Annotated in this window: 19 protein-coding genes and 1 pseudogene; 11 read left to right on the top strand and 9 right to left on the bottom strand. The window is 65.8% G+C overall.

The annotated features are described in order from the left end of the window. Window positions 1-14: 14 nt before the first annotated feature. The 4 genes from AC1Q7Q_RS29180 to AC1Q7Q_RS29165 all read right to left on the bottom strand — a co-directional run bounded on the left by AC1Q7Q_RS29180 (window position 15) and on the right by AC1Q7Q_RS29165 (window position 2,793). A complete protein-coding gene (locus AC1Q7Q_RS29180) occupies window positions 15-479 on the bottom strand; it encodes a TadE/TadG family type IV pilus assembly protein (RefSeq protein ID WP_043357084.1) in 465 nt (154 codons plus the stop codon). A gap of 87 nt (window positions 480-566) precedes the next feature. Continuing rightward, complete coding sequence (locus tag AC1Q7Q_RS29175; RefSeq protein ID WP_492371315.1) at window positions 567-1,073, bottom strand: A24 family peptidase; 507 nt, start codon at window positions 1,071-1,073, stop codon at window positions 567-569. Then, on the bottom strand, window positions 1,074-1,262 hold the full coding sequence (locus tag AC1Q7Q_RS29170) for a Flp family type IVb pilin (RefSeq protein ID WP_492371314.1): 189 nt from the start codon (window positions 1,260-1,262) through the stop codon (window positions 1,074-1,076). A gap of 355 nt (window positions 1,263-1,617) precedes the next feature. Further along, window positions 1,618-2,793, bottom strand: a complete 1,176-nt coding sequence (locus AC1Q7Q_RS29165; RefSeq protein ID WP_492371313.1) for a collagen-like triple helix repeat-containing protein — start codon at window positions 2,791-2,793, stop codon at window positions 1,618-1,620. Between the two features lie 702 nt (window positions 2,794-3,495). Between AC1Q7Q_RS29165 and AC1Q7Q_RS29160 the strand changes: the two genes are divergently transcribed. The 5 genes and pseudogenes from AC1Q7Q_RS29160 to AC1Q7Q_RS29140 all read left to right on the top strand — a co-directional run bounded on the left by AC1Q7Q_RS29160 (window position 3,496) and on the right by AC1Q7Q_RS29140 (window position 10,765). Then, on the top strand, window positions 3,496-5,037 hold the full coding sequence (locus tag AC1Q7Q_RS29160) for a collagen-like triple helix repeat-containing protein (protein WP_492371312.1): 1,542 nt from the start codon (window positions 3,496-3,498) through the stop codon (window positions 5,035-5,037). 199 nt (window positions 5,038-5,236) lie between these two features. Next, a complete protein-coding gene (locus AC1Q7Q_RS29155) occupies window positions 5,237-6,904 on the top strand; it encodes a ShlB/FhaC/HecB family hemolysin secretion/activation protein (RefSeq protein ID WP_492371311.1) in 1,668 nt (555 codons plus the stop codon). Between the two features lie 10 nt (window positions 6,905-6,914). Then, window positions 6,915-7,145, top strand: a pseudogene (locus AC1Q7Q_RS29150) (TonB-dependent receptor plug domain-containing protein); the annotation flags it as partial. Window positions 7,146-7,625: 480 nt separating this feature from the next. Next, window positions 7,626-9,842 (top strand): TonB-dependent receptor, encoded by a 2,217-nt coding sequence (locus AC1Q7Q_RS29145; RefSeq protein WP_492371310.1) that lies wholly within the window; start codon window positions 7,626-7,628, stop codon window positions 9,840-9,842. A 149-nt stretch (window positions 9,843-9,991) separates the two neighbouring features. After that, the gene (locus tag AC1Q7Q_RS29140) at window positions 9,992-10,765 is read left to right on the top strand and encodes a tetratricopeptide repeat protein (protein WP_492387243.1); all 774 of its coding nucleotides are present in this window, start codon (window positions 9,992-9,994) and stop codon (window positions 10,763-10,765) included. Here AC1Q7Q_RS29140 and AC1Q7Q_RS29135 read toward each other — a convergent pair. After that, window positions 10,734-10,940 (bottom strand): dodecin, encoded by a 207-nt coding sequence (locus AC1Q7Q_RS29135; protein WP_150991561.1) that lies wholly within the window; start codon window positions 10,938-10,940, stop codon window positions 10,734-10,736. The two genes, AC1Q7Q_RS29140 and AC1Q7Q_RS29135, sit on opposite strands and share 32 nt — an antisense overlap. A gap of 164 nt (window positions 10,941-11,104) precedes the next feature. After that, complete coding sequence (locus tag AC1Q7Q_RS29130; protein ID WP_492371308.1) at window positions 11,105-12,067, bottom strand: LysR family transcriptional regulator; 963 nt, start codon at window positions 12,065-12,067, stop codon at window positions 11,105-11,107. Between the two features lie 437 nt (window positions 12,068-12,504). Between AC1Q7Q_RS29130 and AC1Q7Q_RS29125 the strand changes: the two genes are divergently transcribed. Both AC1Q7Q_RS29125 and AC1Q7Q_RS29120 read left to right on the top strand, forming a co-directional pair. Next, the gene (locus AC1Q7Q_RS29125; protein WP_492371307.1) at window positions 12,505-13,911 is read left to right on the top strand and encodes an amidase; all 1,407 of its coding nucleotides are present in this window, start codon (window positions 12,505-12,507) and stop codon (window positions 13,909-13,911) included. A 112-nt stretch (window positions 13,912-14,023) separates the two neighbouring features. Continuing rightward, window positions 14,024-15,028, top strand: coding sequence for a Bug family tripartite tricarboxylate transporter substrate binding protein (locus tag AC1Q7Q_RS29120; RefSeq protein WP_492371306.1), 1,005 nt, complete (start codon window positions 14,024-14,026; stop codon window positions 15,026-15,028). A 45-nt stretch (window positions 15,029-15,073) separates the two neighbouring features. Here AC1Q7Q_RS29120 and AC1Q7Q_RS29115 read toward each other — a convergent pair whose 3' ends face one another. Next, window positions 15,074-16,006: a LysR substrate-binding domain-containing protein gene (locus tag AC1Q7Q_RS29115; RefSeq protein WP_492371305.1), complete on the bottom strand. Its 933-nt coding sequence runs from the start codon at window positions 16,004-16,006 to the stop codon at window positions 15,074-15,076. Between the two features lie 59 nt (window positions 16,007-16,065). Here AC1Q7Q_RS29115 and AC1Q7Q_RS29110 point away from each other — a divergent pair, with 59 nt between their 5' ends. Together AC1Q7Q_RS29110 and AC1Q7Q_RS29105 are read left to right on the top strand one after the other, a co-directional pair. Next, complete coding sequence (locus AC1Q7Q_RS29110) at window positions 16,066-17,250, top strand: tartrate dehydrogenase (RefSeq protein ID WP_492371304.1); 1,185 nt, start codon at window positions 16,066-16,068, stop codon at window positions 17,248-17,250. Between the two features lie 247 nt (window positions 17,251-17,497). Further along, window positions 17,498-17,749 carry a hypothetical protein gene (locus AC1Q7Q_RS29105; protein WP_006163098.1) on the top strand — a complete coding sequence of 84 codons (252 nt, stop codon included), beginning with the start codon at window positions 17,498-17,500 and terminating at the stop codon, window positions 17,747-17,749. Between the two features lie 33 nt (window positions 17,750-17,782). Here the strand turns inward: AC1Q7Q_RS29105 and AC1Q7Q_RS29100 are convergent, their stop codons facing one another. Both AC1Q7Q_RS29100 and AC1Q7Q_RS29095 read right to left on the bottom strand, forming a co-directional pair. Next, window positions 17,783-18,526 (bottom strand): SDR family oxidoreductase, encoded by a 744-nt coding sequence (locus AC1Q7Q_RS29100; RefSeq protein ID WP_492371303.1) that lies wholly within the window; start codon window positions 18,524-18,526, stop codon window positions 17,783-17,785. Window positions 18,527-18,748: 222 nt separating this feature from the next. Next, on the bottom strand, window positions 18,749-19,660 hold the full coding sequence (locus AC1Q7Q_RS29095; RefSeq protein WP_492371302.1) for a LysR family transcriptional regulator: 912 nt from the start codon (window positions 19,658-19,660) through the stop codon (window positions 18,749-18,751). A gap of 275 nt (window positions 19,661-19,935) precedes the next feature. Here AC1Q7Q_RS29095 and AC1Q7Q_RS29090 point away from each other — a divergent pair, with 275 nt between their 5' ends. Then, window positions 19,936-20,670 (top strand): DNA/RNA non-specific endonuclease, encoded by a 735-nt coding sequence (locus tag AC1Q7Q_RS29090; protein ID WP_492371301.1) that lies wholly within the window; start codon window positions 19,936-19,938, stop codon window positions 20,668-20,670. Between the two features lie 122 nt (window positions 20,671-20,792). Then, complete coding sequence (locus tag AC1Q7Q_RS29085; protein WP_492371300.1) at window positions 20,793-21,512, top strand: dienelactone hydrolase family protein; 720 nt, start codon at window positions 20,793-20,795, stop codon at window positions 21,510-21,512. Window positions 21,513-21,749 lie beyond the last annotated feature (237 nt).

The following is a 21,749-nucleotide window of genomic DNA, read 5'->3' as shown; positions in this document are numbered from 1 at the left end:
GCGTGGGCAGATCCTCATGTGTCAGGTGCCAGTTGCACCGTCGCGCTGCCAGTCAGCGTTGTGGGAATCGGTACCCCGGGTATGACCGGCAAGATCGCGCTTGAGGGAAGGTTCAGCGTTACCGTCACGCATACCGAGCCGCTTGGATTGGCGCAGGAGACAACTTGCGCAATATTGGCGGTGGGAATGACGCTGCTGATTGAGGCAGGCAGCACAGCCAAAGCCGTCGTCGAAGCCGCGCTCACCCGCAAGGCTTGCGTGGCAGCCGCGTTATTGGCCGATGCCCCACTGGGGTAACGCAGGGCTGCACGGGCACCTTCTTCCGCAGCAAGCGTCAGTGTCTGCTGCAGGGCCAGCACGATGCCGAAATAGACAATGCCGATCACGACAGCCAGAAGAACCGGCAGCACGATGGCAAATTCAAGCGCAGCCGTTCCGGACGAGCGCGTCCGCACGGCATGGTTTCCCCGCAATGGCATACTTCACCCGGTTATCTTTTACTTTTTGCGCCGACCGGTGGCGCGGGCGACAGGCGGTTGGCTAACAGCCCCTCGCCCGCGCGGCAGCTACCTTCCCAAAATCATCCAGACCAACAAACCGATCGCAAGGTACGCGGCGTACGGAATGCCGCGCTCCTCCGCTGTATGGCGCACCGCACCGGGGACGCTCATGCCGCCGCCTCGCTGCAACAAGCTTGTGAAATGGTCTCGCCATACAGCCCAGACCGCGCCAGCTTGCATGCGCACCAGCAAGGCATGCGCAAGCGCCAGCAGGCTGCCGACGACCCATACCGTCACCAGCCCCATGGGGCCAGTGAACAAGCCTGTGACGGCAAAGAACTTGATGTCGCCCGCGCCCATGCGGCCGAGTGCATAAACCGGCAACATGACCAGCAGGCCCGCCAGAAAGCCGAGCAGCCGGGAAGCCACCCCAGGCTCAGGAGGCGGCCCGAACGCAAGCGCCAGGCTCATTGCCACAATCGTGGCAACCAGCACGGCATTTGGTACTTTGCGATAAGCGAAATCGGTCCAGATGATTGCCGCGCAGAATAACGCGGCAATTAGGGCTAACACTTAGCCACCGGATGCGGGAAGAATGGCCGTGACCTTGCTGCTCAAGCGACTGAACAGGGCACCGACGTCGGTGCCTAGTTGGGTGACCGTAGTGATAAGAGCCAGAGCAATGAGACCTGCAATCAACCCGTACTCGATTGCAGTTGCCCCTTGTTCGTCCCGAAGAAAGCGTGCCAAAGCGTTTTTCATGATGTCACTCCGATTTTAATTTATGTCATCACGCAGCGTCCGCTTACCCCTCCGATACCGCCTCGCTCTTGTGGCCAGGTTAGTACCGAGCGGTAACGCTGGTGAACAATTTATAGATCAAAGCCATGTATCAACCATACCCCCCCTTGGAGTTATAGTTGTCTCAGCATAATGGCTGACGTCCGTTTGAAAACAGTGTTTTTTAAAGAGCAAAAGTTCTACTCGCGTCAAATACCACACCCGTTCGGGTGAGCCATTTGGCGCGGTGTGATGTAAAAGGATGCGCAGCCGCGGGGTAAGGACAACTGCGCACCGTAAAGACGTATCGACGTATTCGACGTATTCAGATCAACAATTAACGAGCCAGGCCACCGAGCAGATTGGTCAGCCCCGGCGTGTTCGGCGTGCTCGATGTCGTCGTAGCCGCACCCGCTGCAGCGTTGCGCGCGCCGCTCAGCACGCCCGTCACAGGCGCTAGCAAACCGGCCAAAGGTCCCAGCGCGCCGGCAGTGCCAGTGCCCGCGGCAGCACCACCCGTCACGCCCCCCAGCAAGCCTGTCACGGGAGCCAGCATGCCTGCCGCGCCTGCGCCCGTGCCCGAGCTGGAGCCGCCCGCGATGCCGCCAAGAGGCAGGTTGCCGAGCAACCCTCCGAGCGGATTGCCGCCGGTGCCGTTGCCGTGCACCAGCACGCCGGCCCCGGCGACGGTCTTGCCGGCCTCGGTCACGACACCGCCAAGGCTGGAGACCAATGGGGCCTGGGTATTGGTCAGCAGGCTGCCGCCGCTGGCCACGGAGTTGCCGAGGGTTGCCAGCAGCTTGTCCAGCGGCGCGCCAAGGCCGGTGGCTCCGCCAACCGTTTGCGTAGCGGTGGTGACCTGCGTGGTCAGCGGCACGATCACCTTGCTCACGCTGCCGGTGACTTGCGCCACGGGGCCGGTCGAGAGCGCCTCGCCGAGCTTGCCGCCGGCCATCGTCACCGCGCCGCCAACCTGATTGACCAGGCCGCCCACGGGTGTGGTCACCGCGCCTAGCGGCGCCAGTTGCCCGGTGCCGAGGCTGCTCACGAGATCGCCCGCGCTCGATACCGTGACGCCGGCTTTCTGCACCACGTTGCCCGTGCTGGACACGGTGATGCCAAGCGGATCGGTGACTGCACCCATCTTGCCAAGGCCGTCGCGCACACCCACGCCTAGCGTGCCAACCGTGTTCCCCGCATTTACCACTACGCCGCCGAGCGCGTTGCGCGTGGCGTCAGGCAGCAGCGGCACTTGCGCAGCCTGGATCTGCTTGCCGATATCGCTCACCGCATTGCCCGCTGCCACCACCGTATTGCCCACGCCTTCAGTAACCTTGGCGGTGGGCGTGGTGTCGGGCGTCGCAGCCGGTGTATTCGGAGGGGGCGTGGTTGGCGTGACGGCGCTGGGGCTCACGCCGCTGCCGGATCCGCCGGAGGAGCAACCTGCCAGCAGCAACAGTGCGGCGGCACAGGCGAGGGTCATGGATGACATCGGGGCGAAATGCGCTTTCATGGGATCTCCTGGTCTTCCTCGCGGAAGGTTCTCCTTTGGAACTGCAATCGAATTGGCTCTTGGACGATGCATGCGAAGCCTTGAGCGCGGAACGCAATACCGCAATACGACGAGGGCGTTTGCTCCGCGCCGCGCTGTGCGCCGCGCTTGTCGGGAGTCAATACCGCAAGCTGCGTGCCAGCTGCATGGCACGCTGTCGGCAAGGCAGGCCATCACCGCTGGCGCCGCCGCGCAAACCGTTGATTGACGCGGGATGGCGAACATGGGCCAGTCACGCGTCACGTTGCACAGCAAGGCGCCCCCAAGCCGCGCGGCGTGTTACGTGCTACGTAACATGTTCCCCCCTCGATGTTCCCGATGCGCAACTGCGCACGCACCGCCTGCCCACACGTTGCCGACACGGTGGCATGCGGCAGCGGCGCAGGGAACAAGTCCGCGTTGTTCCGTATGGGCGCCGCGGCGTTACGTAACGCGTAACACTGAAACACCGCACAGCGCGCTCATGTCTGGTCCTTTACCGGCTATGTCTCATCCTCTTCAAACCCAAGCGCGGCAAGGCTTGGCGCGTTTTTATCCGGCGTCCGCGCACGAGCCGGCGGCATGCTGGCACGCACTGGCACACCCTTTGCGCTATGGAGTGACACCACGGCAGGCGCCACGCGCTCCGTGATTTCACGACGGGAAGAAAAAAGGGAAAAGGTCATGCGTACTCAACAGATCCTCATCACGGCACTGCTCGGCTCGCTGTTGGCACTTGGCGGTTGCGCAAGTGGTGGTGGCACAACGTCCATGGATACCGGCAGTGGTGCGGGCACCGGCAATGGCGGCGGTACCAGCGCAGGCACCGCCGGCGGCAGCGGCACCAACGCCAGCACGGGCGGTGGCAGCAACGGCGGCAATAACGGTGGGAACAACGGCGGCAACAATGGCGGAAACAATGGCGGAAACAACGGTGGCAATAACGGTGGCAACACGGCCGCGCTGACGCCGACCAGCAAGATCGTCGATCAGGCGGGTGGCGTCGTGACCTCCGCCGGCAACGCTGTGAGCGACCTCGGCACGCAGATCAAGAACACCAACCTGCCGATTCTCTCGACCCAATCCAAGGATGGCCTGGGTGGCGTGGTCGGTTCGCTCGGCGCCGCGGTCAGCACCCTGGGCAACGGCGTGCAAAACGGCCTGGGCAACATCCCTAATGCCACCAACCCGCTCGGCACCACGGTGGCAAGCACCGGCGGCGTAGTCAGTCAGGTGGGCAATGCCGTGACCAACGCCGGCTCGCTCGTCAGCGGCCTGGGCAGCGGTCCGCTGTCGCCCCTGGCAGCCGTCACCACACCGGTGGGCTCACTGGTTTCGCAAGTCGGCACCGCGGTCAATGGCGCGGGCGCCCAGCTCGGCGCGGCCCTCTCGACCGGCCCCGTGGAGCAGCTCACCGGCGGCGTCAGCAGGCTCATCGTGCCGCTCACCTCGCAACTCACCAGCACCACGCAGACGCTCGGGGCGGCAACCGGCCTGGGAGCTCCGGTCAACAATCTCCTGGCGACGCTTGGCGGCGGCCTGGCCACGGCGGGCAACACAATCAAGCAGACCAACACGCCGGTGATGTCGGGCGTGGGCGGCATCGTCGCTGGCGCGGGCAGCACGGTGGCCGCGCTTGGCGGCGTGGCCTACAACCCGAGCGGCACGGGTACTGGCAACCCGCTGGCGCCGGTCACGAGCCTGCTGGGCGGCCTCACGGGTGGTCTGACGGGTGGCAGCGCAAGCGGCCCGCTCGCGCCCGTCACCAGTCTGGTCAGCGGCTTGACCGGTGGGCTCACCGGTGGCCTGGGCGGTAGCAACGCAAGCGGCCCGCTGGCGCCTGTCACCAACCTGGTCAGCGGCCTGACGGGCGGGCTCACCGGCGGCCTGGGCGGTGGTAACGCAAGCGGCCCGCTCGCGCCCGTCACCAGCCTGGTCAGTGGCCTGACCGGCGGGCTCACCGGCGGCCTCGGCAGCGGCAGCGCAAGCAGCCCGCTCGCGCCTGTCACCAACCTTGTCAGCGGCGTGGTGAGCACGGTCACCGGCGCAGCTGGCGGTGCCTCGGGTGGCGGCGCAGGCAATGCGCTCGCACCGGTTACCGGCATCGTCGCTGGTGTCACCGGCGGCAATGGCGCAGGCAGCGGCAGCGGCTCGGGCAACAACGCACTGGCGCCGGTTACCGGCCTCGTGAGTGGCCTGCTGGGCGGCCTCGGCGGCAAGCGCTAAGTGTCAAGCAGGCAATACATGCTTCGCGCTTCGTGCGCCTGCATGTAAGAATTAAAAAAAGGGGGCGCGTTCGACGCGCCCCTTTTAAAAGAGAACGCGATCGGCCACGCAGCAGCGCCAAGGGTAGCGGCACCCCTGGCGTCATTGGCACAGCGCGTTAAAGCCGCATGCTGATTTTTACGGATCCAGGGGTATTACCATGACGCACACACACCTGCGTGTTGCCACATTGCTGCTCGGCATCGGCGCCTGCAACAGTATCCTTGCGGAGCCACGCAGCCCGATCCTGGGCGATCCCACGCAAACCTTGCCTAGCATCGCGCCCGCGCGCCCGCCGCAGAGCAATGTCACCGTGCAGGTCGAACGGCCAGACTCCGCGCTGCAAAACCTGCTCACCAGCAAGCTCACGCCGCAGCGATTCCAGATCGAAGGCGTGAAGGCGATCCCATTCGCGGAGATCGCAGCCAGGTTCGCACCGCTGGCCGGCAAGGAAATCACGGTGGGCCAGCTGCTGGCGGTAGCGAATGAAGTCACCCAGATGTACCAGCAACGCGGCTTTCCGCTGTCCTTCGCCTTTGTCCCGGCGCAGAGCTTCGAAAATGGCAATGTGCTGGTCACCGTGGTGGAGGGCCATGTTTCCACCATCACGATCCGCGGCGAAGCGGGCCCGGCCGAAGGCCGCCTGCGCGCCATCGCAGAGCAATTGATGCAGGACCAGCCGCTGCGCCGCGAGACCTTCGAGCATTACGTCAACGTGCTGGCGCTGCAGCCCGGCATGCAGGTGGCCGCGACCGTGCAACCGCCGCAGACCACGGACGGCGCCTGCGAGATGGTGCTCGAGGTCAAGCGCAAGCCCTTTACGTTTGGCATGGGCTTGGATTACAAGGATCCGAGCGTGCGCGGCATCTTCACCGCCACCACCAACAGCCTGACGCCGCTGGGAGAACAGATATCGGTCTCCGCGCTGGCGCCCCGGGGCCCGGACCATGAGGAATACTACGTCGCCAGCTACGGCCAGCCGATCGGCACCGAGGGCATGATGGCCCGCCTGAGCGCCTCGCATTACCGTGGCGTGCCGCAAAACGGCACGCTGGCGCAGATCGGCTTCGATACGCGCTACGTGAACGACACCAAGCGCCTCGGCGGCACGCTCAGCTATCCGGTGATCCTCAACAACGCATACTCGCTCACGGCTACCGGCGGCCTCTATGCCAACGACCAGTTCGAGCGCTACACGCAGTCGGGCACGGGCAGCCAGATCGCGCTGACCACGCACGTGCGCGTGCTGAGCGCGGAACTCGCCTATGTGCAGCGGCAGGAGGGCCAGACCCGCAGTGCCACGCTAGGCGTCTACAAAGGCATGAACGCGCTCGGCGCGAGCCGTGAGAACAACGTCAACGACCTGGACTTCGTGCGCAGCCGGCTAGTGGTGTCGCAGGCCACCGACTTGCCCTGGGGCTTCGGCGTAGCGGTATCCGCGGCGGGCCAGTACAGCGGGCAGCGCCTGGCGTCGAGCGAGCAGATCAGCTTTGGCGGCCGCTTCTTCGGGCTCGGCTATCCGGCGGGCGAGGTGGCGGGCGACAAGGGCTGGGGCGCGTCGGCTGAGATCAACCGCCTCTTTACGCCCGGCCTGACCTACCTGAAGACCGTGCAGCCTTACGTGCTGACTGACATGGCGCGCGTGTACTCGAACAGTTTGTCGCTGGTGCACCGCACGCTGCAATCGGTGGCCATCGGCCTGCGCTTCTCGGACCGGCGCTACTACACGCTGGATGTCTCGGTGGCGCAGCCGGTTGGCGACAAGCCGACCAATGCCGCGCGCCGGTCGCCGCGCCTGAACGCGACTTACTCCTATCAGTTTGAATAGGTGATGGCGCACCGCCTCCACCAGCCTCGCCGAGGCGCTGCGCACCGTGCCCGGCATTGCATTTGGCGCGGGCGAAGGCGGCAACCCGGTTGGCGGCCGGCCCTTTATCCGTGGCTACGATGCGCAGGCCAGCACCTTCCTGGATGGCATGCGCGACATCGGCGCGCCATCGTGCGAGATGTTCAACATCGAGTCGGTCGAGGTTACCAGCGGGCCGGCCGGCGCCAACGGTGGCGTCGGCCCACGCAGCACGCACACGCGTGACGACAACCTCTTCAACTATCAGCTCGGCATGGTCTACAAGCCGGCGGAAAACGCCAGTGTCTACTTGTCCTACGGCACCTCGTCCACGGCAGCCGGCGCCGTGGTCGGCCAGGGCAGCGAGCCGAGCGGGATCGCGCCGACCAGCGCGGGCTCCGCGTTGCCTCCGCGCCGCCATTTTCAACGTCAACCTGCGCTACTGAGCCGAGGTGGGTCGCCGCCGTGGCGCGCGGGAGCCGCTCGCGCCACGGCATGTATTCCCATACCGCAACCCCCAACATGTAACGTTTTCGCTACAGACGCTATGCATGTATGTCTTGACTGACATATGAAACGCAAATGATAATCCCTCTCATTCGCAACATCATTCAAGAAATCGGGGGAATTCGTGCAGACCGCTTTTGTCGTCCGGAAGAACAAGAAACATAACGTCATCCCGCGCCTTTCCGGTGCCGTCGGCATGGCGGTCGCAGCCGCGCCGGTGGCTGCCCAATCGGTCAGCACGACCGTTGCCGCCGTGGAATTGCCCGCGGTAACCGTCAGTGGCGCCAACGAAAGCGGCTTCAAGGCGGACACCGCATCGTCGATCAAGACGCCCGCCGCCCTGCTCGATACACCCAAGTCGATCACCATCATTCCGCAGGAAGTGATCCAGAGCACCGGCTCGACCAGCCTGAGCGATGTGCTGCGTACGGTACCCGGAATCTCCTTCGGTGCCGGCGAAGGCGGCAACCCGGTTGGCGACCGGCCCTTTATCCGTGGCTACGATGCGCAGGCCAGCACCTTCCTGGATGGCTTCCGCGACATCGGCTCGCAAAGCCGCGAGCTGTTCAACGTCGAATCCGTCGAGGTCACCAAGGGCCCGGCCGGCGCCTACGACGGCCGCGGCTCGGCCGGCGGCAGCATCAATATCGTCAGCAAGGCGCCCAAGCTGACCAGCTTCGCCGAAGGCAACATTGGCGTCGGCAACGCAGACTACAAGCGCGCCACGGTCGACGGCAACTGGAAGTTCGCCGACCACGCGGCTTTCCGCCTGAACGCCATGTATCACGATGCCGGCGTCGCCGGGCGCGATACCACGCACCAGAGTCGCTGGGGCTTTGCGCCCTCCGTGGCCTTCGGCCTGGGTACCGACACCCGCCTGACGCTGTCCTACTACCACATGCAGTCGGACGATATCCCCGACACCGGCATCCCGTACAACAACCCCACCTTCAATCGCCGCACCGATGGCCGCCCGCGCCTGAGCGTTGCCGGCGACGGCTCGCCGGTGAACGTGCCGCGCAACACCTATTACGGCTTGTCCGATCGCGACTTCCGCAAGGATAAGGCCGATATGGGCACCATCCGCTTCGAGCACGATTTCAGCCCCGCGCTCAAGTTCCGCAACCAGACCCGTATTGCCAAGACCAGCCAGGACTTCATCTGGACCCAGCCGGACGACAGCCAGGGCAATCTGTACTACGGGATGATCTGGCGCCGCGCCAATACGCGTGTGGCCACCGCCAACACCATTGCCAACCAGACCGACCTGTCGGGTGAGTTCGCCACCGGCACCATCAAGCACAAGTACGCCTTCGGCGTGGAGTTCGCGCAAGAGAAGAGCGAGAACGACAGCTACAACGTGGCGACCGGCAGCAACCGCTGCCCGAGCGGCCCGGGCGCTGCCGGCGGCTACAACTGCACCACGCTGTACAACCCGAACCCCAACGACCCATGGGCTGGCGCCATCAGCCGCGCGAACAACCCGACCAACTCGAAGACCAACACCAGCTCGGTCTACGCCTTCGATTCGATCGAGCTGAACAAGCAGTGGCTGCTCAACGCCGGCGTGCGCTTTGACCGCTACAGCACCGAGTTCCAGGCCGCCCGCGCCGCCAACGGCACCCGCGCCGAGTACTCACGCGACGACAACCTGTTCAACTACCAGTTGGGCGTGGTCTACAAGCCGGTGGACAACGCCAGCTTCTACGTCTCCTACGGCACCTCGTCGACCCCGGCCGGCTCCTTCCTGGCCCAAGGCAGCGACGGCAACGCACTGGGGCCGGACCGCAGTGGCCGCAATCCCGGCTCCGACCTCGCACCGGAAAAGAACCGCGCCTTCGAGATCGGCACCAAGTGGGACGTGCTGCGCAAGCGCCTGGCGCTGACCGCCGCGATCTTCCGCGTGGAAACCACCAATGCGCGCATCACGCAGCAGGACGGCACCGCCGCCATGGCCGGCAACAAGCGCGTGGACGGCGTAGAACTGGGCTTCTCGGGCAACGTCACCGACAAGTGGGCCGTATTCGGCGGCTACACGCACCTGAAGAGCGAACTGCGCAACAACGGCGGCTCCGGTGCGGCCTTCGGCGCCACCAACGGCCAGTCCTTCCCCAACACGCCAGCGGACAGCTTCAGCGTGTGGAGCACCTATCAGATCATCCCCAACCTCACGGTAGGCGGTGGTGCGTATTACGTCTCCAAGGTGTGGGGCAGCGAAGCCACCAACAAGTGGGTGCCCTCGTACTGGCGCTTTGATGCGATGGCCTCGTATCGCATCAACAAGAACGTGGCGGTGCAGCTCAATGTGTTCAACCTGGCCGACAAGGTCTATTACAACCAGGCCTTCGCCAGCCACTACGCATCGATCGCTCCCGGACGCTCCGGTGTCCTGAGCCTCAACGTGCGTTATTAAGCGGCGGCAAGCGCTCGGCAAACCCTGCGCTGCTGACCGGTCTTGCTGGCCGGCCAGCCCGCACACGGCACACCACCCTTGCGGCACGGTGTGCCGTTTTTACTTTATCGCCCCATATGGAAACACCGGAAACACTGGCTACACTCTCCTTGCGCATCGTCTCTCCCGGAGAGCTTGACCAGCTTGGCCCCAACGGCCTGGCCGACAAGCTGCGCGAGCCGCCACACCTGGCGCTGCCCTGGCTGGGCGGCGCCGCCGTGCAAGGCAACCTCGAAGCGCAAATGATTCTCGGCCAGTGGTTTCTCGCCGGCCACGGCGTCGAGCGCGACGAAGCCCGCGCCTTCGCGTGGTTCAAGCACGCCGCGCACGCCGGCCACGCCGGGGCCTCGAACATGACTGGCCGTTGCTACGAAAACGCCTGGGGCACGCTGCAGGACGATCACGCGGCAGCGCAGTGGTACACGCTCGCGGCGCAGCGCGGCTCCGACTGGGGCATGTACAACCTGGCAACCGCGCTGGTGCTGGGCCGCGGCATTGCCGCCAGCCGCCCGCAAGCGCTCGACTGGTATCTGCGGGCCGCCGACATGGGGCACGCCAAGTCGCTCAATATCGTGGGCGGCTTCTACGAGGACGGCTGGGAAGTAGAACGCGACGCAGCCGTGGCAATGGACTACTACCGCCGCGCCGCCGAAGGCGGCGATTTTCGCGGCCAGTTCAACTACGCCCGCGCGCTGGCGCTATGCGGCCAGGAACACGAGGCCATCCGCTGGGTGCGGCAAGTGCCACGCACCGCCAATGCGCCCTTCATCGACAAGATGCTCGCCTTCCTGCGCGACGCGCCCGACGCAGCGCTGAACCAGTTGTATAGCCACGCGGACGATGCCGCGCAGCTCAGCTCACGCGAAACCCAATCTTCAGCGTGACCTGGAAGTGCGCAACCTTGCCGTCCGCGATGTGCCCGCGTGTCTCAACCACTTCGAACCAGTCGATATGCTTGATGGTCTCGCTCGCCTTCTCGATGGCGCTACGGATCGCCGCGTCGCAGCCGTCCGGCGACGAGCCCACGATCTCGACCAGTTTGTAGGTGTGGTTTGACATGTCCGCCCTCCTTGGCGCGATGGCCGCTGGCTATGATCCGCACCCGCCAGCTTGGTGCTCCGGATACGTTTCTCCATCATAGGCAGCGGGCACGGCAAATCCAAAGTGCGGTTACTCGCCGACAAGATTGCTGACGGGTTAAGCACCGGCCCCGTGCCGGCGTTTCATGCCTGAGGCTGGCCCGCGCGCCGGCGTGCCGGCTGGTCCGGCACCGCGCGGCGCCGCCCGGCGATGTCCTCGGCGAGCCATTCGACGAAGGCGCGCACCGCCGGCGGCAGGTGGCGCCCCGCCATGGTCTGTATCTGCAGCGCGCGCTGCTGCATGGCGCGGCTGGCGATCGGCACCAGCACGCGCCGCTCCGCGCGCAGGTTGTTGCGCACCGCCAGGGAACCCGTCAGGTACACCGCGTCCGCGTACGCCTGGTAGCCCACCAGCGCGCTCAGTGAATTGCTGCTAAGCAATATGCGCGGGCGCAGCCCCTCCACGCCGCAGGCCAGGTCGAACAGTTGCCGGATGGTGTTGGTTTCGCTGGGCAGCGCCAGCGGATACGCAACCACTTCCTTCAGGCTGGCGCGCTTGAGCGCGGCCAGCGGATGCTTGCGCGCTACATAGGCATAGACCGGCGCGGCTTCCGAATAGGCAACTTCGATGCCTTCCTGGGCCGCGATGGCGAACGTCAGCGCCAGGTCCACCGTGCCCTCGCGGACCATGCGCGTGGCGACCGCGGGCGCGCAGACTTCAAGCGAAAAGCTCACGCCGGGGAAACGGCGCTGGAACAGCGCCATCGCGTAAGGCATGTAGTCCCGCGCAAAGCCGTCGGTGCAGGCCAGCCTGACTTTGCTGTGCGCCACGCTAAGCAAGCCCTGGAGATCGGCCTGCAGGGTCTGCGCGTCGAGGAAGGCGCGGCGTCCGTACTGCTGCACCACCAGTCCGGCCTCGGTCAGGCGCATGCCGCGCGGCTCGCGCTCAAAGAGCGCCGTACCGAGTTCCGCTTCGAGCCGGGCCACCTGCCGGCTGATGGCCGACACCGCGACATGCAACGAGGCAGAGGCCGCACTGAGCGAACCGCGCTGCGCCACCTCCAGGAAATAGGCCAGCGGTACCGCGTGGATCGATGTGAGCTTCATGGTTTTGCTTCCGGCTTCCGTGCTTCTGGCTTGCGCGCTGGTGGTGAGATAGGCGGGCGGCGCGCTGCAATGCCGCACCGGCCTTTGCACAATGATAATTCCTGCCTGCACTTGCCTTGCTGATTTTAGAAAGCAGCTTTCTAACCGGCCCGAGCGCCATTGGTGCCGAAATGCCGTGCAGCGCGGCCTGCGCGGCAGGTTCTCGCGCAAACGGCACCGTGGCGGTGCGGGTAGTGCGCCGCGCCACGCCACGGGCGGGCGTGAACTGGCATGCAAGGACCGCAGATGCTGTTGGCATTGCGACACGCCCCTTCGCGGGAACCGGCCCGGCTGCCCTTATCGTTACGCCATGCCCCGCCGCGCAGCGTATGCAAGGCGGCATGCGGCAGCGGGGCGCCGACAAAAATGCAATAGCCAAGCAAGGAGACCGTAACCTCATGGAAGACATCTGCTACCTGGGCGCCGTGGAAATGGCCCGCGCCATCCGCACCCGCGAACTCGGCGTGCGCGAAGTGGTTGACGCGCATATCGCGCGCATCCAGCGCGTCAACCCGGCCATCAACGCCATCGTCACCACCACCTTCGACGAGGCACAGACAGCGGCCGATGCGGCCGACACGGCGCTGGCGCGCGGCGCCGTGCCCGGGCCGCTGTTTGGCCTGCCCGTGGCGCACAAGGATTCCTTCCTGAGCGCAGGCGTGCGCACGACCTTTGGCTCCGCCGTGTACCGGGATTTCGTGCCGGCGCAGGACAGTGCCGTGGTGGCGCGCCAGCGGGCGGCGGGCGCCATCATGCTGGGCAAGACCAACCTGCCGGAGTTCGGCGCGGGCTCGCACACCTTCAATGCCGTGTTCGGCGCCACGCGCAACCCCTATCGCCAGGACGTATCGGCGGGTGGCAGCAGTGGTGGCAGCGCGGCGGCGCTGGCCGCGGGCATGGTCGCGTTGGCCGATGGCTCGGACATGGGCGGTTCGCTGCGCAACCCGGCCAGCTTCTGCAACGTGGTGGGCTTGCGAGCGTCGATCGGCCGCGTGCCGATGACGCCGGCCAACCATGCCTTCAACACGCTCACGGTGGGCGGGCCGATGGGCCGCTCGGTGGCGGATGTGGCGCTGATGTTCAGCGTGCTGGCCGGCGACGATCCGGCCGACCCGCTGGCAATCGCTGCCGACGCCAGCGATTTCGCCACCCTGCCCCGGATCGATGGCAAGGGCCTGCGCGTGGCGGTCAGCCCGACGCTCGGCGGGCTGCCGTTCGAGCCGGCGGTGAGCCGCATGCTGCAGGAGGGGATTCGCCAGTGCCAGGCGCTGGGCTGCACGGTGGACGAGGCGGAGCCGGATTTCAGCGGGGCCGACCACGCCTTCGAGGTGCTGCGCGCGCTGGCGTTCGCCACCAATTACGGCGCGGCGCGCACCGAGCATGGCGAACGGATGAAGGAAACGGTGCGCTGGAACATCGATCTGGGCCTGGCCCAGGACGGCGCCGCGATGGCGGAAGCCGCGCGGGCCCACAGCCGCATGTTTGCACGCATGCAGGCGTTGCTGGCGCGTTACGATTTCCTGATCGCGCCGGTGTCGCAGGTGACGCCGTTCGCCGTCGAAACCGAGTATCCGCAGCGCATCGAAGGCGTGCAGATGCCTAGCTATATCGGCTGGATGCGCTCGTGCTACCGCATCACCATCACGGGCCATCCCGCCATCTCGGTGCCCTGCGGCTTTACCGACGACGGCTTGCCGGTGGGCTTGCAGATCGTCGGCAAGTATCGCGGCGAGCGCGCGCTGCTGGCGTTTGCGCAACTGTTCGAGCAGGCCAATCCTGCCGGGCGCATCCGCCCGGCGCTGTAAGCCACCACGGCGGCGCCGGCCAGGACCGGCGCACCGGGCCACATTGACCATTTCGACAACATCGACCACATTGATCGCAACACAAGGGGAAACACAGATGTTTGCAACGCACATGACAAGATGGACGCTGGGCATGACCAGCGGCGTGGCCCGATGCATCATTGGCGGTGCCGCCGCCTGCGCAGCACTGGCGGCTGCCGGGCCGGCGCTGGCCCAGACGTACCCGGACAAGCCGGTCAAGCTGGTAGTGCCGTTTCCCCCGGGCGGCTCCACGGATGTGCTGGCCCGCCTGGTGGCGCGCAAGCTGGGCGAAGTGCTGCGGCAATCCGTGGTGGTGGAGAACAAGGCCGGTGCGGGCACGATCGTCGGTGCCGACTATGTGGCGAAAGCCACGCCTGACGGCTATACCCTGCTGCTCAGTGCCGCCACCACGTTCACCGTGAATCCGGTCACATACTCGCGCCTGCCCTACGACTCGCTCAAGAGCTTCGAGCCGCTCGGCATGGTCGGCTCCACCGCGCTAGTGCTGCTGGCCAATCCGGCGGTCAAGGCGGACACGCTCAAGCAACTGGTGGCCGAGGCCAAGGCCACGCCGGGCGGCATGTCCTACGGCTCCTATGGCGCGGGCACCACCGCGCACTTCGCGGGCGAGATGATCAACGCGGCGACCGGCATGGGCTTGCTGCACGTACCGTACAAAGGCAGCGCGCCCGCCATGGCCGACCTGATCGGCAATCAGATCCCGCTGTCGGTCGATACCGTGGTGGCAGCCGCGCCGCAAATCAAGGGCGGCAAGGTCAAGGCCATCGCCGTCACCAGCGCCGCGCGTTCGATGCTGTTGCCCCAGGTGCCCACGGCGATCGAAAGCGGCTATCCCGGCGTGTCGCTCAGCACCTGGTTTGCCATCGTCGCGCCCAAGGGCATTCCCGCGCCGGTGCGCCAGACGCTGGACGCCGCCATTGCCAGCATGATGAAGGATCCCGCGCTGCAGCAGAGCATGACCGCCAACGGCTTCGAGCCCGAGTACGGCAGCGCCGGCGAATACCGCGCGCGCGTCACCAGCGAGATCGCGCGCCTGCGCAAGATCGCGCAAGCGGCCAATATCCACGCGGATTAAGCGGCATCAGCCAGCATCAACAAGCATCAACCGAATTGACCGATATCAGCCTCGCATGCTGCCATGCGAGGCCGCCCGCTCGCGAAAGAACGCCTCGAAGAATTCCACGCAAACCCGGATCTTGGCCGAGGTGGTCAGGCGCGACGGGTACACCGCCCAGATGTTCGCCTCTTGATGGCATTCGGGCAGGATCTGCTCAAGTTCACCCGTGGCCAACTGCGGGCCCACGTCCCATAGCGAGCGCAGCACGATGCCGCGCCCGTCGACCGCCCAGCGCACCACGATCTCGCCGTGGTTGGACGAGAGCGGCCCGGTGACCTTAACGGTCTGCTCGATGTTGCCATTCATCCCGTTACGCAGCTTCCAGACACCGAAGGGATGGTCGCGCTCCTTGATCACCAGGCAATCATGGCTGGCGAGGTCGGCCAGCGTGCGCGGCCGGCCCCGGCGCGCGAGGTAGGCGGGGGCCGCGCACAGGATCCGGTGGTTGTCGCCAAGCCGGCGCGCGATATGGTGCGGTGCGATCTCATCGCCCACTCGGATATCGAGGTCAAAGCCTTCCGTGGCTACATCCACCAACCGGTCGAACACCTCGAAGCGCACCTGGAGCGCGGGATAGCGCATAGACAACTCCGAGATCGCCGGCGCCACGACGACGCGGCCGAAGCCGAAGCTGGAGCAAACCCGCAGCAGGCCACGCGGCTCGCGGCGCGCGCTGGAGACTTCCTCGTAGAGACGGTCCACATCGTCGAGGATACGCTGCGCCAGCGCATACACCCGCTCGCCATCGTCGCTCACTACCACGCGGCGGGTAGTGCGGTGAAACAACTTGACCGCAAGTGCGGCTTCGAGCAGCTGGATCCGCTTGCTGATATAGGCAGGCGAAACGCCGAGTGCCTCGGCAGCGGCGGCAAAGCTGGACTTGCGCGCCACTTCGATGAAGACCCGCAGGTCCTCGTTGAGCACGTCATTCTTCACGATGTGTGTTTTATGGCATTACAGTTTGGCCGATTATATTCCGCCTGAAGTTGCTTACCATGGGCCTCCCCGATCCCATCAGTGAGGACTCCAACGTGAACCCGACCTCCCCCACGCCCCTGCGCATTGCCGTCATCCCTGGCGACGGCATCGGCAATGAAGTCATGCCCGAAGGCCTGCGCGTGCTGGAAGCCGCCGCCGAGCGCTACTCGCTGGCGCTTGAATTCGTCCGCTTCGACTGGGCGCACTGCGACTACTACCTGCAAACCGGCGCGATGATGCCGGCGGACTGGCGTGAGCAACTGGAAGGGTTCGACGCGTTGTATTTCGGCGCGGTGGGCTGGCCGGCCAAAGTGCCGGATCATGTCTCGCTGTGGGGCTCGCTGCTGAAGTTCCGGCGCGAGTTCGACCAGTACGTGAACCTGCGCCCGGTGCGGCTATTCGAGGGCGTGCCTTGCCCGCTGGCCAACCGCAAGCCGGGCGACATCGATTTCTTCGTGGTGCGCGAGAACACCGAGGGGGAATACACCTCGCTGGGCGGCCGCATGTTCGAGGGCACGCAGCGCGAGGTGGTGTTGCAGGAATCCGTGTTCAGCCGCGTGGGCACCGACCGCGTGCTGCGCTACGCCTTCGCGCTGGCGCAATCGCGGCCGCGCCGCCACCTCACGGTGGCGACCAAGTCCAACGGCATCGCGGTCAGCATGCCGTACTGGGACGAACGCGCCGACGCCATGGCAAAGCACTACCCGGATGTGACGGTTGACCGGCAGCACATCGACATCCTCACGGCGCGCTTCGTGCTGCAACCAGACCGCTTCGATGTGGTGGTGGCTTCCAACCTGTTCGGCGACATCCTCTCCGACCTGGGCCCCGCCTGCGCCGGCACCATCGGGCTGGCGCCTTCGGCCAATCTCAACCCGGACCGCACGTTTCCCTCGCTGTTCGAGCCGGTCCATGGTTCGGCGCCGGACATCTACGGCAAGGCCATCGCCAACCCGATCGCGATGATCTGGTCGGGTGCGCTGATGCTGGACTTCCTCAGCAGCACCGAAGGCTTGGCGGCGGCCGACAGCGCACGCTACCGCGAAGCGCACGATGCCATCGTGCAGGCTATCGAGGCCGTGCTGGCGCAGGGTCCGCGCACGCCGGACCTGGGCGGCGAAGCGCGCACGGATGACGTGGGCGCGGCCATTGCGGCGATTGTGCGCAACGCCAAGCCACTAGCGAACGCACTCGCTGCATAGCTGCGTGGCGCATGTGCCGTGCGTGCGCGCCAAGGGCCGCGGCACAGGCTTTTGCGGCAGCAAGGATCATGCCATTGCATGGCGCGATTCGTGCCCTCGACTTGCTGTGGTTTGCGATGTCTTGCCCAACTGTTTCCAGACTGATGCCTGACGCGTAAAACGATCGGATGCGCCGAGAAAGTGTTTGTCCTTTCCGGTGCATACGTTCTACCTTACGAGTGTGCGCCCTGCCTTTCCGGAGACCGCAATGGCAATCCGTTCCACCGCCTCACACAGCACCGCGCAGTTGCGACGGCTCGTCGGCCAGTTGCAGGCCGAGGTCGATTCGCTTGATCACCTGGCGATCTTCGACGCCGAGACCCAGACCGCGCTGGGCCAGGCGCGCGATCGCCTCACTCAAGGCATCGAGGCGATCGAAGATGCCATCCAGAGCCTGCGCACCCTGCAGCAGGTGCGCCCCTCGGCCATGCGCAGCCGAAAGACACCGCGCGCTGCCTGATCCACAGGGGCGCGGCCTTGTTGCCCGCAATGCTCAGAATTCCTGCACGGTCGGGCGCAGCACAATCTCGTTGATATCCACGTCGGCCGGCTGCTCGATCGCATAGGCGATAGCGCGCGCCACCGAATCGGCCGGGATGGCTTGCTGATAGAACTCGCCCACCACCTTGGCGCTTTCCGCGTGGGAGCTGCCCAGCTTGAGCTCCGAGTCGACCGCGCCCGGCGAAATCACCGTGGTGCGGATCGCGCCGCCGGTTTCATGCCGCAGGCCTTCGGAAATGGCGCGCACCGCGAACTTGGTACCGCTGTACACCGTGCCGCCCGGGCTGAACACCTTTACGCCCGCGACCGAGGCAATATTGATGAAGTGCCCCGTGCCCTGCTTCTGGAACACTGGCAGCGCGGCGGCGATGCCATACAGCACGCCCTTGATGTTGATGTCGATCATGCGCTCCCATTCCTCGACCTTGGCCTCGCTCATGGGGGCGATGGCCATGAGGCCCGCGTTGTTGATCATGACATCGATGCGGCCGAAGCTGGCCACGGCCTTTTGCACCAAGGCCTCGACATCGGCGCGCCGGCTCACGTCGGCTACCACCACCTCCACCTTGCCGCCCTTGGCGCGGATCTCGGCCGCCAGGGATTCCAGGCGGTCGCCGCGACGCGCGGCCAGCACCAGCGAGGCGCCCGCCGCGCCCAGGTGACGCGCGGTGGCTTCGCCCAGCCCGCTGCTGGCGCCGGTGATGACGACAACCTTGCTTGCGATGTTCGTGCTCATTGTTCACTCCGGAAAACTGCAGGCGCGCTGCCTGCGGATGGGAGTGATTATCTTGGCTGCGACGATCAATCAAAATGGAAACGTTTTGATTTCAGTATTCCATTTTCTGGAACTCATCAGCTAACGGCTAACGGCTATCGGCTATCGGCTATCGGCTATCGGCTAACCCTGCCCGGCGGCGGCATGCCACCGTCCACTCGTTCAAGCCAGCGGGAAGCGCGCTCAGCGCGCCGGCACGGCATCCTTGTCGCCGAAGTAAGCCACCAGCGCGTCGAACACCAGCCGGATGCGCATCGGCACCGGGCTACGGCGCGAGCGGTAGATGTACAAACCCCACGGCGCGGGCGCGAAGCGCTCCAGCACGCTGACGAGGCGGCCCGAGCGCAGATGGGGCTGCGCGAGATAGTCAGGCAACTGACCGTAGGCGAGCCCGGAGAGGATCGCCTCCATTTCGGTCTCCGGGTCGTCGGTGAGAAACGCTGGCGCGCGCGGATTGAACTGCTCGCCCTGCGCGAAATACCACGGCCAGGCGCGGCCGCTGCTGCGGTCGATCAGGCCTGTGGTGGGCAGCGCGGCGAGTTGGGCCAGGTCGGCGGGCTTGCCGACGCGCGCCACCAGCTCCGGCGTGCCCACGATATGGAAGCCCACCCGCGTCGTCATGCGCGCCACCAGCCGCTGGTCGCGGAACATGCCGAGGCGCAGGCCGATGTCGATCTCGTCGTCGACCACATCGGCGACCTGGTCCGAGAGCCGGATATCGAGCGTGATGCCCGGATGCGCCAGCGCCACCTTCCGCAGCGCCACCAGCAGATGCTGCCGCCCCAGCGTGCTCGGCGCGGTAATGCGCACGACGCCCTTGAGCTCCGTGTCCGAGCGACTGGCCGGATGCGCGAACAGGCTATCGACATCGACGAGCGCCGCGCGGGCGCGCTCGGCCAGCCGCTCGCCGGCGGCGGTGATGCGAATCTGGCGGGTGTTGCGGTGGAACAGCGGCTCGCCCACGGCTTCCTCGAGGTCCTTGACCGCGCGGGTGACGGTTTGCGGCGACGTGCCCAGCCGCGTCGCGGCCGCCTTGAACGAAGCCGACTCCGCTGCCGCGCAGAAGATCCTCAGCATTTCCAGCCGGTTGAGCATGGTGGTGTGCGCCGTGAAAAGCGCAGGTGCGTGGGTGATGATGCAAAAGCGCGATTATAGGAGCCGCCACGGCGTTGAATGAGAACTGTCTCATTGCCACCCTGGTCAATGTAGGTTGCGCATCGCTCGTTCCGCATCGCGCTTCTGTCTGGCAGAATGCCCGGCTCCCGCGCACGGCCTGCGCCATCCTGCGCGACGGTGCAATGTCCTCTGACGGCTCTCGCCGGCTTTTTGCCGTCTCTTCAATCTGCAAGCTGTAAGGATTCCTTTCTCGCATGAAGACGTTTTTTGTCTCGGTGGCGCTGTGCCTGGCATCTGGCGTGGCCAGCGCTTCCGGTAGCTTTGCCCAATGTCCTCAATTCTTCGCGCAAAGCGCGGCCCCCAAGGCACCGAGCTCGGCCGAGCTTAAGCTGCGCCCGCTTTGCTATGACGCCTTTGCGGTCATGCACTCGGGCCGCAGCAAGACCCCGCTGTACGTGGCCGAGCGCCTGTCGCGCGCGCAACTGATCGATGCCAGGGACGAAGCACGAACGAATCGCTTCTTTTCCGATGCGCGCCTGCCCCGCGCCGAGCGGGCGGAACTGGACGATTACAAGGGCAATGAAGGCATCGACCGTGGCCATATGTCGCCTGCGGCTGACCAGCCGACCGCGCAAGCCATGTCGCAATCGTTCACGCTTGCCAACGTGGTGCCGCAATACAGCCAGAACAACCGCAAGGCATGGGCCTCCATCGAAAAGGCCACGCGCAAGTACGCCATGCGCGCGGCCGGCGATGTCTATGTCATCACGGGCCCGGTCTTCGATGGCAACGTTCGCACCATCGGCAACGGCAAGGTCTGGGTCCCCACATACCTCTACAAGCTCGTCTACGATCCATCGACCAACCGCGCCTGGGCGCACTGGATCGAAAACTCCGACGCCGCCCGGCCGGGCAAGCCGATCTCCTACGGCGAACTGGTCAAGCGCACCGGCATCGAGTTCCTGCCTGGCGTTCAGCCGGCAAGCTGATGCGCCAGACGTGCCGGGCTGCGGCACGCCCGGCACGTCTGCCCGGACAGTGGCACACTTGCAGCTTTCCGGATTTCTGTCCTGCCGATCAACGTCACTGAGTGTCAATGGAGCAAGCAAGCATGCCTAACCACAGCAACAGCCAATGGATCCGCGTTGAAACCGAAGGCGGCGCCTTCGATGCCTACCTGGCCCTGCCGCCCACTGGCAAGGCTGCCAATGCACCGGGCATCGTGCTGGTGCAGGAAATCTTCGGCGTCAATGAACATATCCGCGCGGTAGCGGACCAGTACGCCCTCGACGGCTACGTGGTGCTGGCGCCGGACGTGTTCTGGCGCCTGGCGCCGCGCGTGGAGCTCGGCTATGCTGGTGCGGACATGGCGCGCGCGATGGAGTTGCGCCAGAAGGTGGATGTGGAGCTGGCGGTGAAAGACATCGCCGCCACCGCCAAGGCGCTGCGCGGCCAGCTCAGCCCGGGCGCAAAGATTGCGGCGGTGGGCTACTGCTTCGGTGGCCTGATGGCCTACCTGAGCGCCGCGCGCGGCCTGGTCGATGCGGCGGTTCCTTACTATGGCGGCGGCATCCAGAACAATCTGCAGGAAGCCGCCAGTATCAAGGTGCCGGTCCAGTTCCACTACGGCGCGCTCGATGCGCATATCCCGGCTGACGCCGTCGAGAAAGTGCGCGCGGCCGTGGCCGGCAATCGCCAGGCGGAAATCCACGTCTATGCGCAGGCCGATCACGGCTTCAACTGCTGGGCGCGCGGCTCGTATCATCAGCCGTCCGCCGCGCTGGCCCATGGCCGAGCCCTGACTTTCCTGGCTGGCGCGCTGTCCGCCTGAGCCAGCGGTAGCGGCAGCCGGCAGCCGCCGCCACCGGGCTGCATACACGCACGCGCCATGGCCCTGCCGTGGCGCGCTGCCTCGCTTTATCGTCCCCTTGCGCCGGGCGTCCTGCCCGGCGTCTCTCGCCTTCCCCCACGCCAGGGCGGCTTGCGCCTGTGCCGTCCCGCCCCTATGCTGGCCCCTCGAAGGCCAACGCCGCGGCCATGGCATCGTGCTTGCGCCAGGCATGCAATG

Source organism: Cupriavidus sp. GW823-FHT07A04, assembly GCF_058794615.1.
Note: the sequence above shows the minus strand (reverse complement) of the source record. Positions and strands in the feature narration are given on the sequence as shown.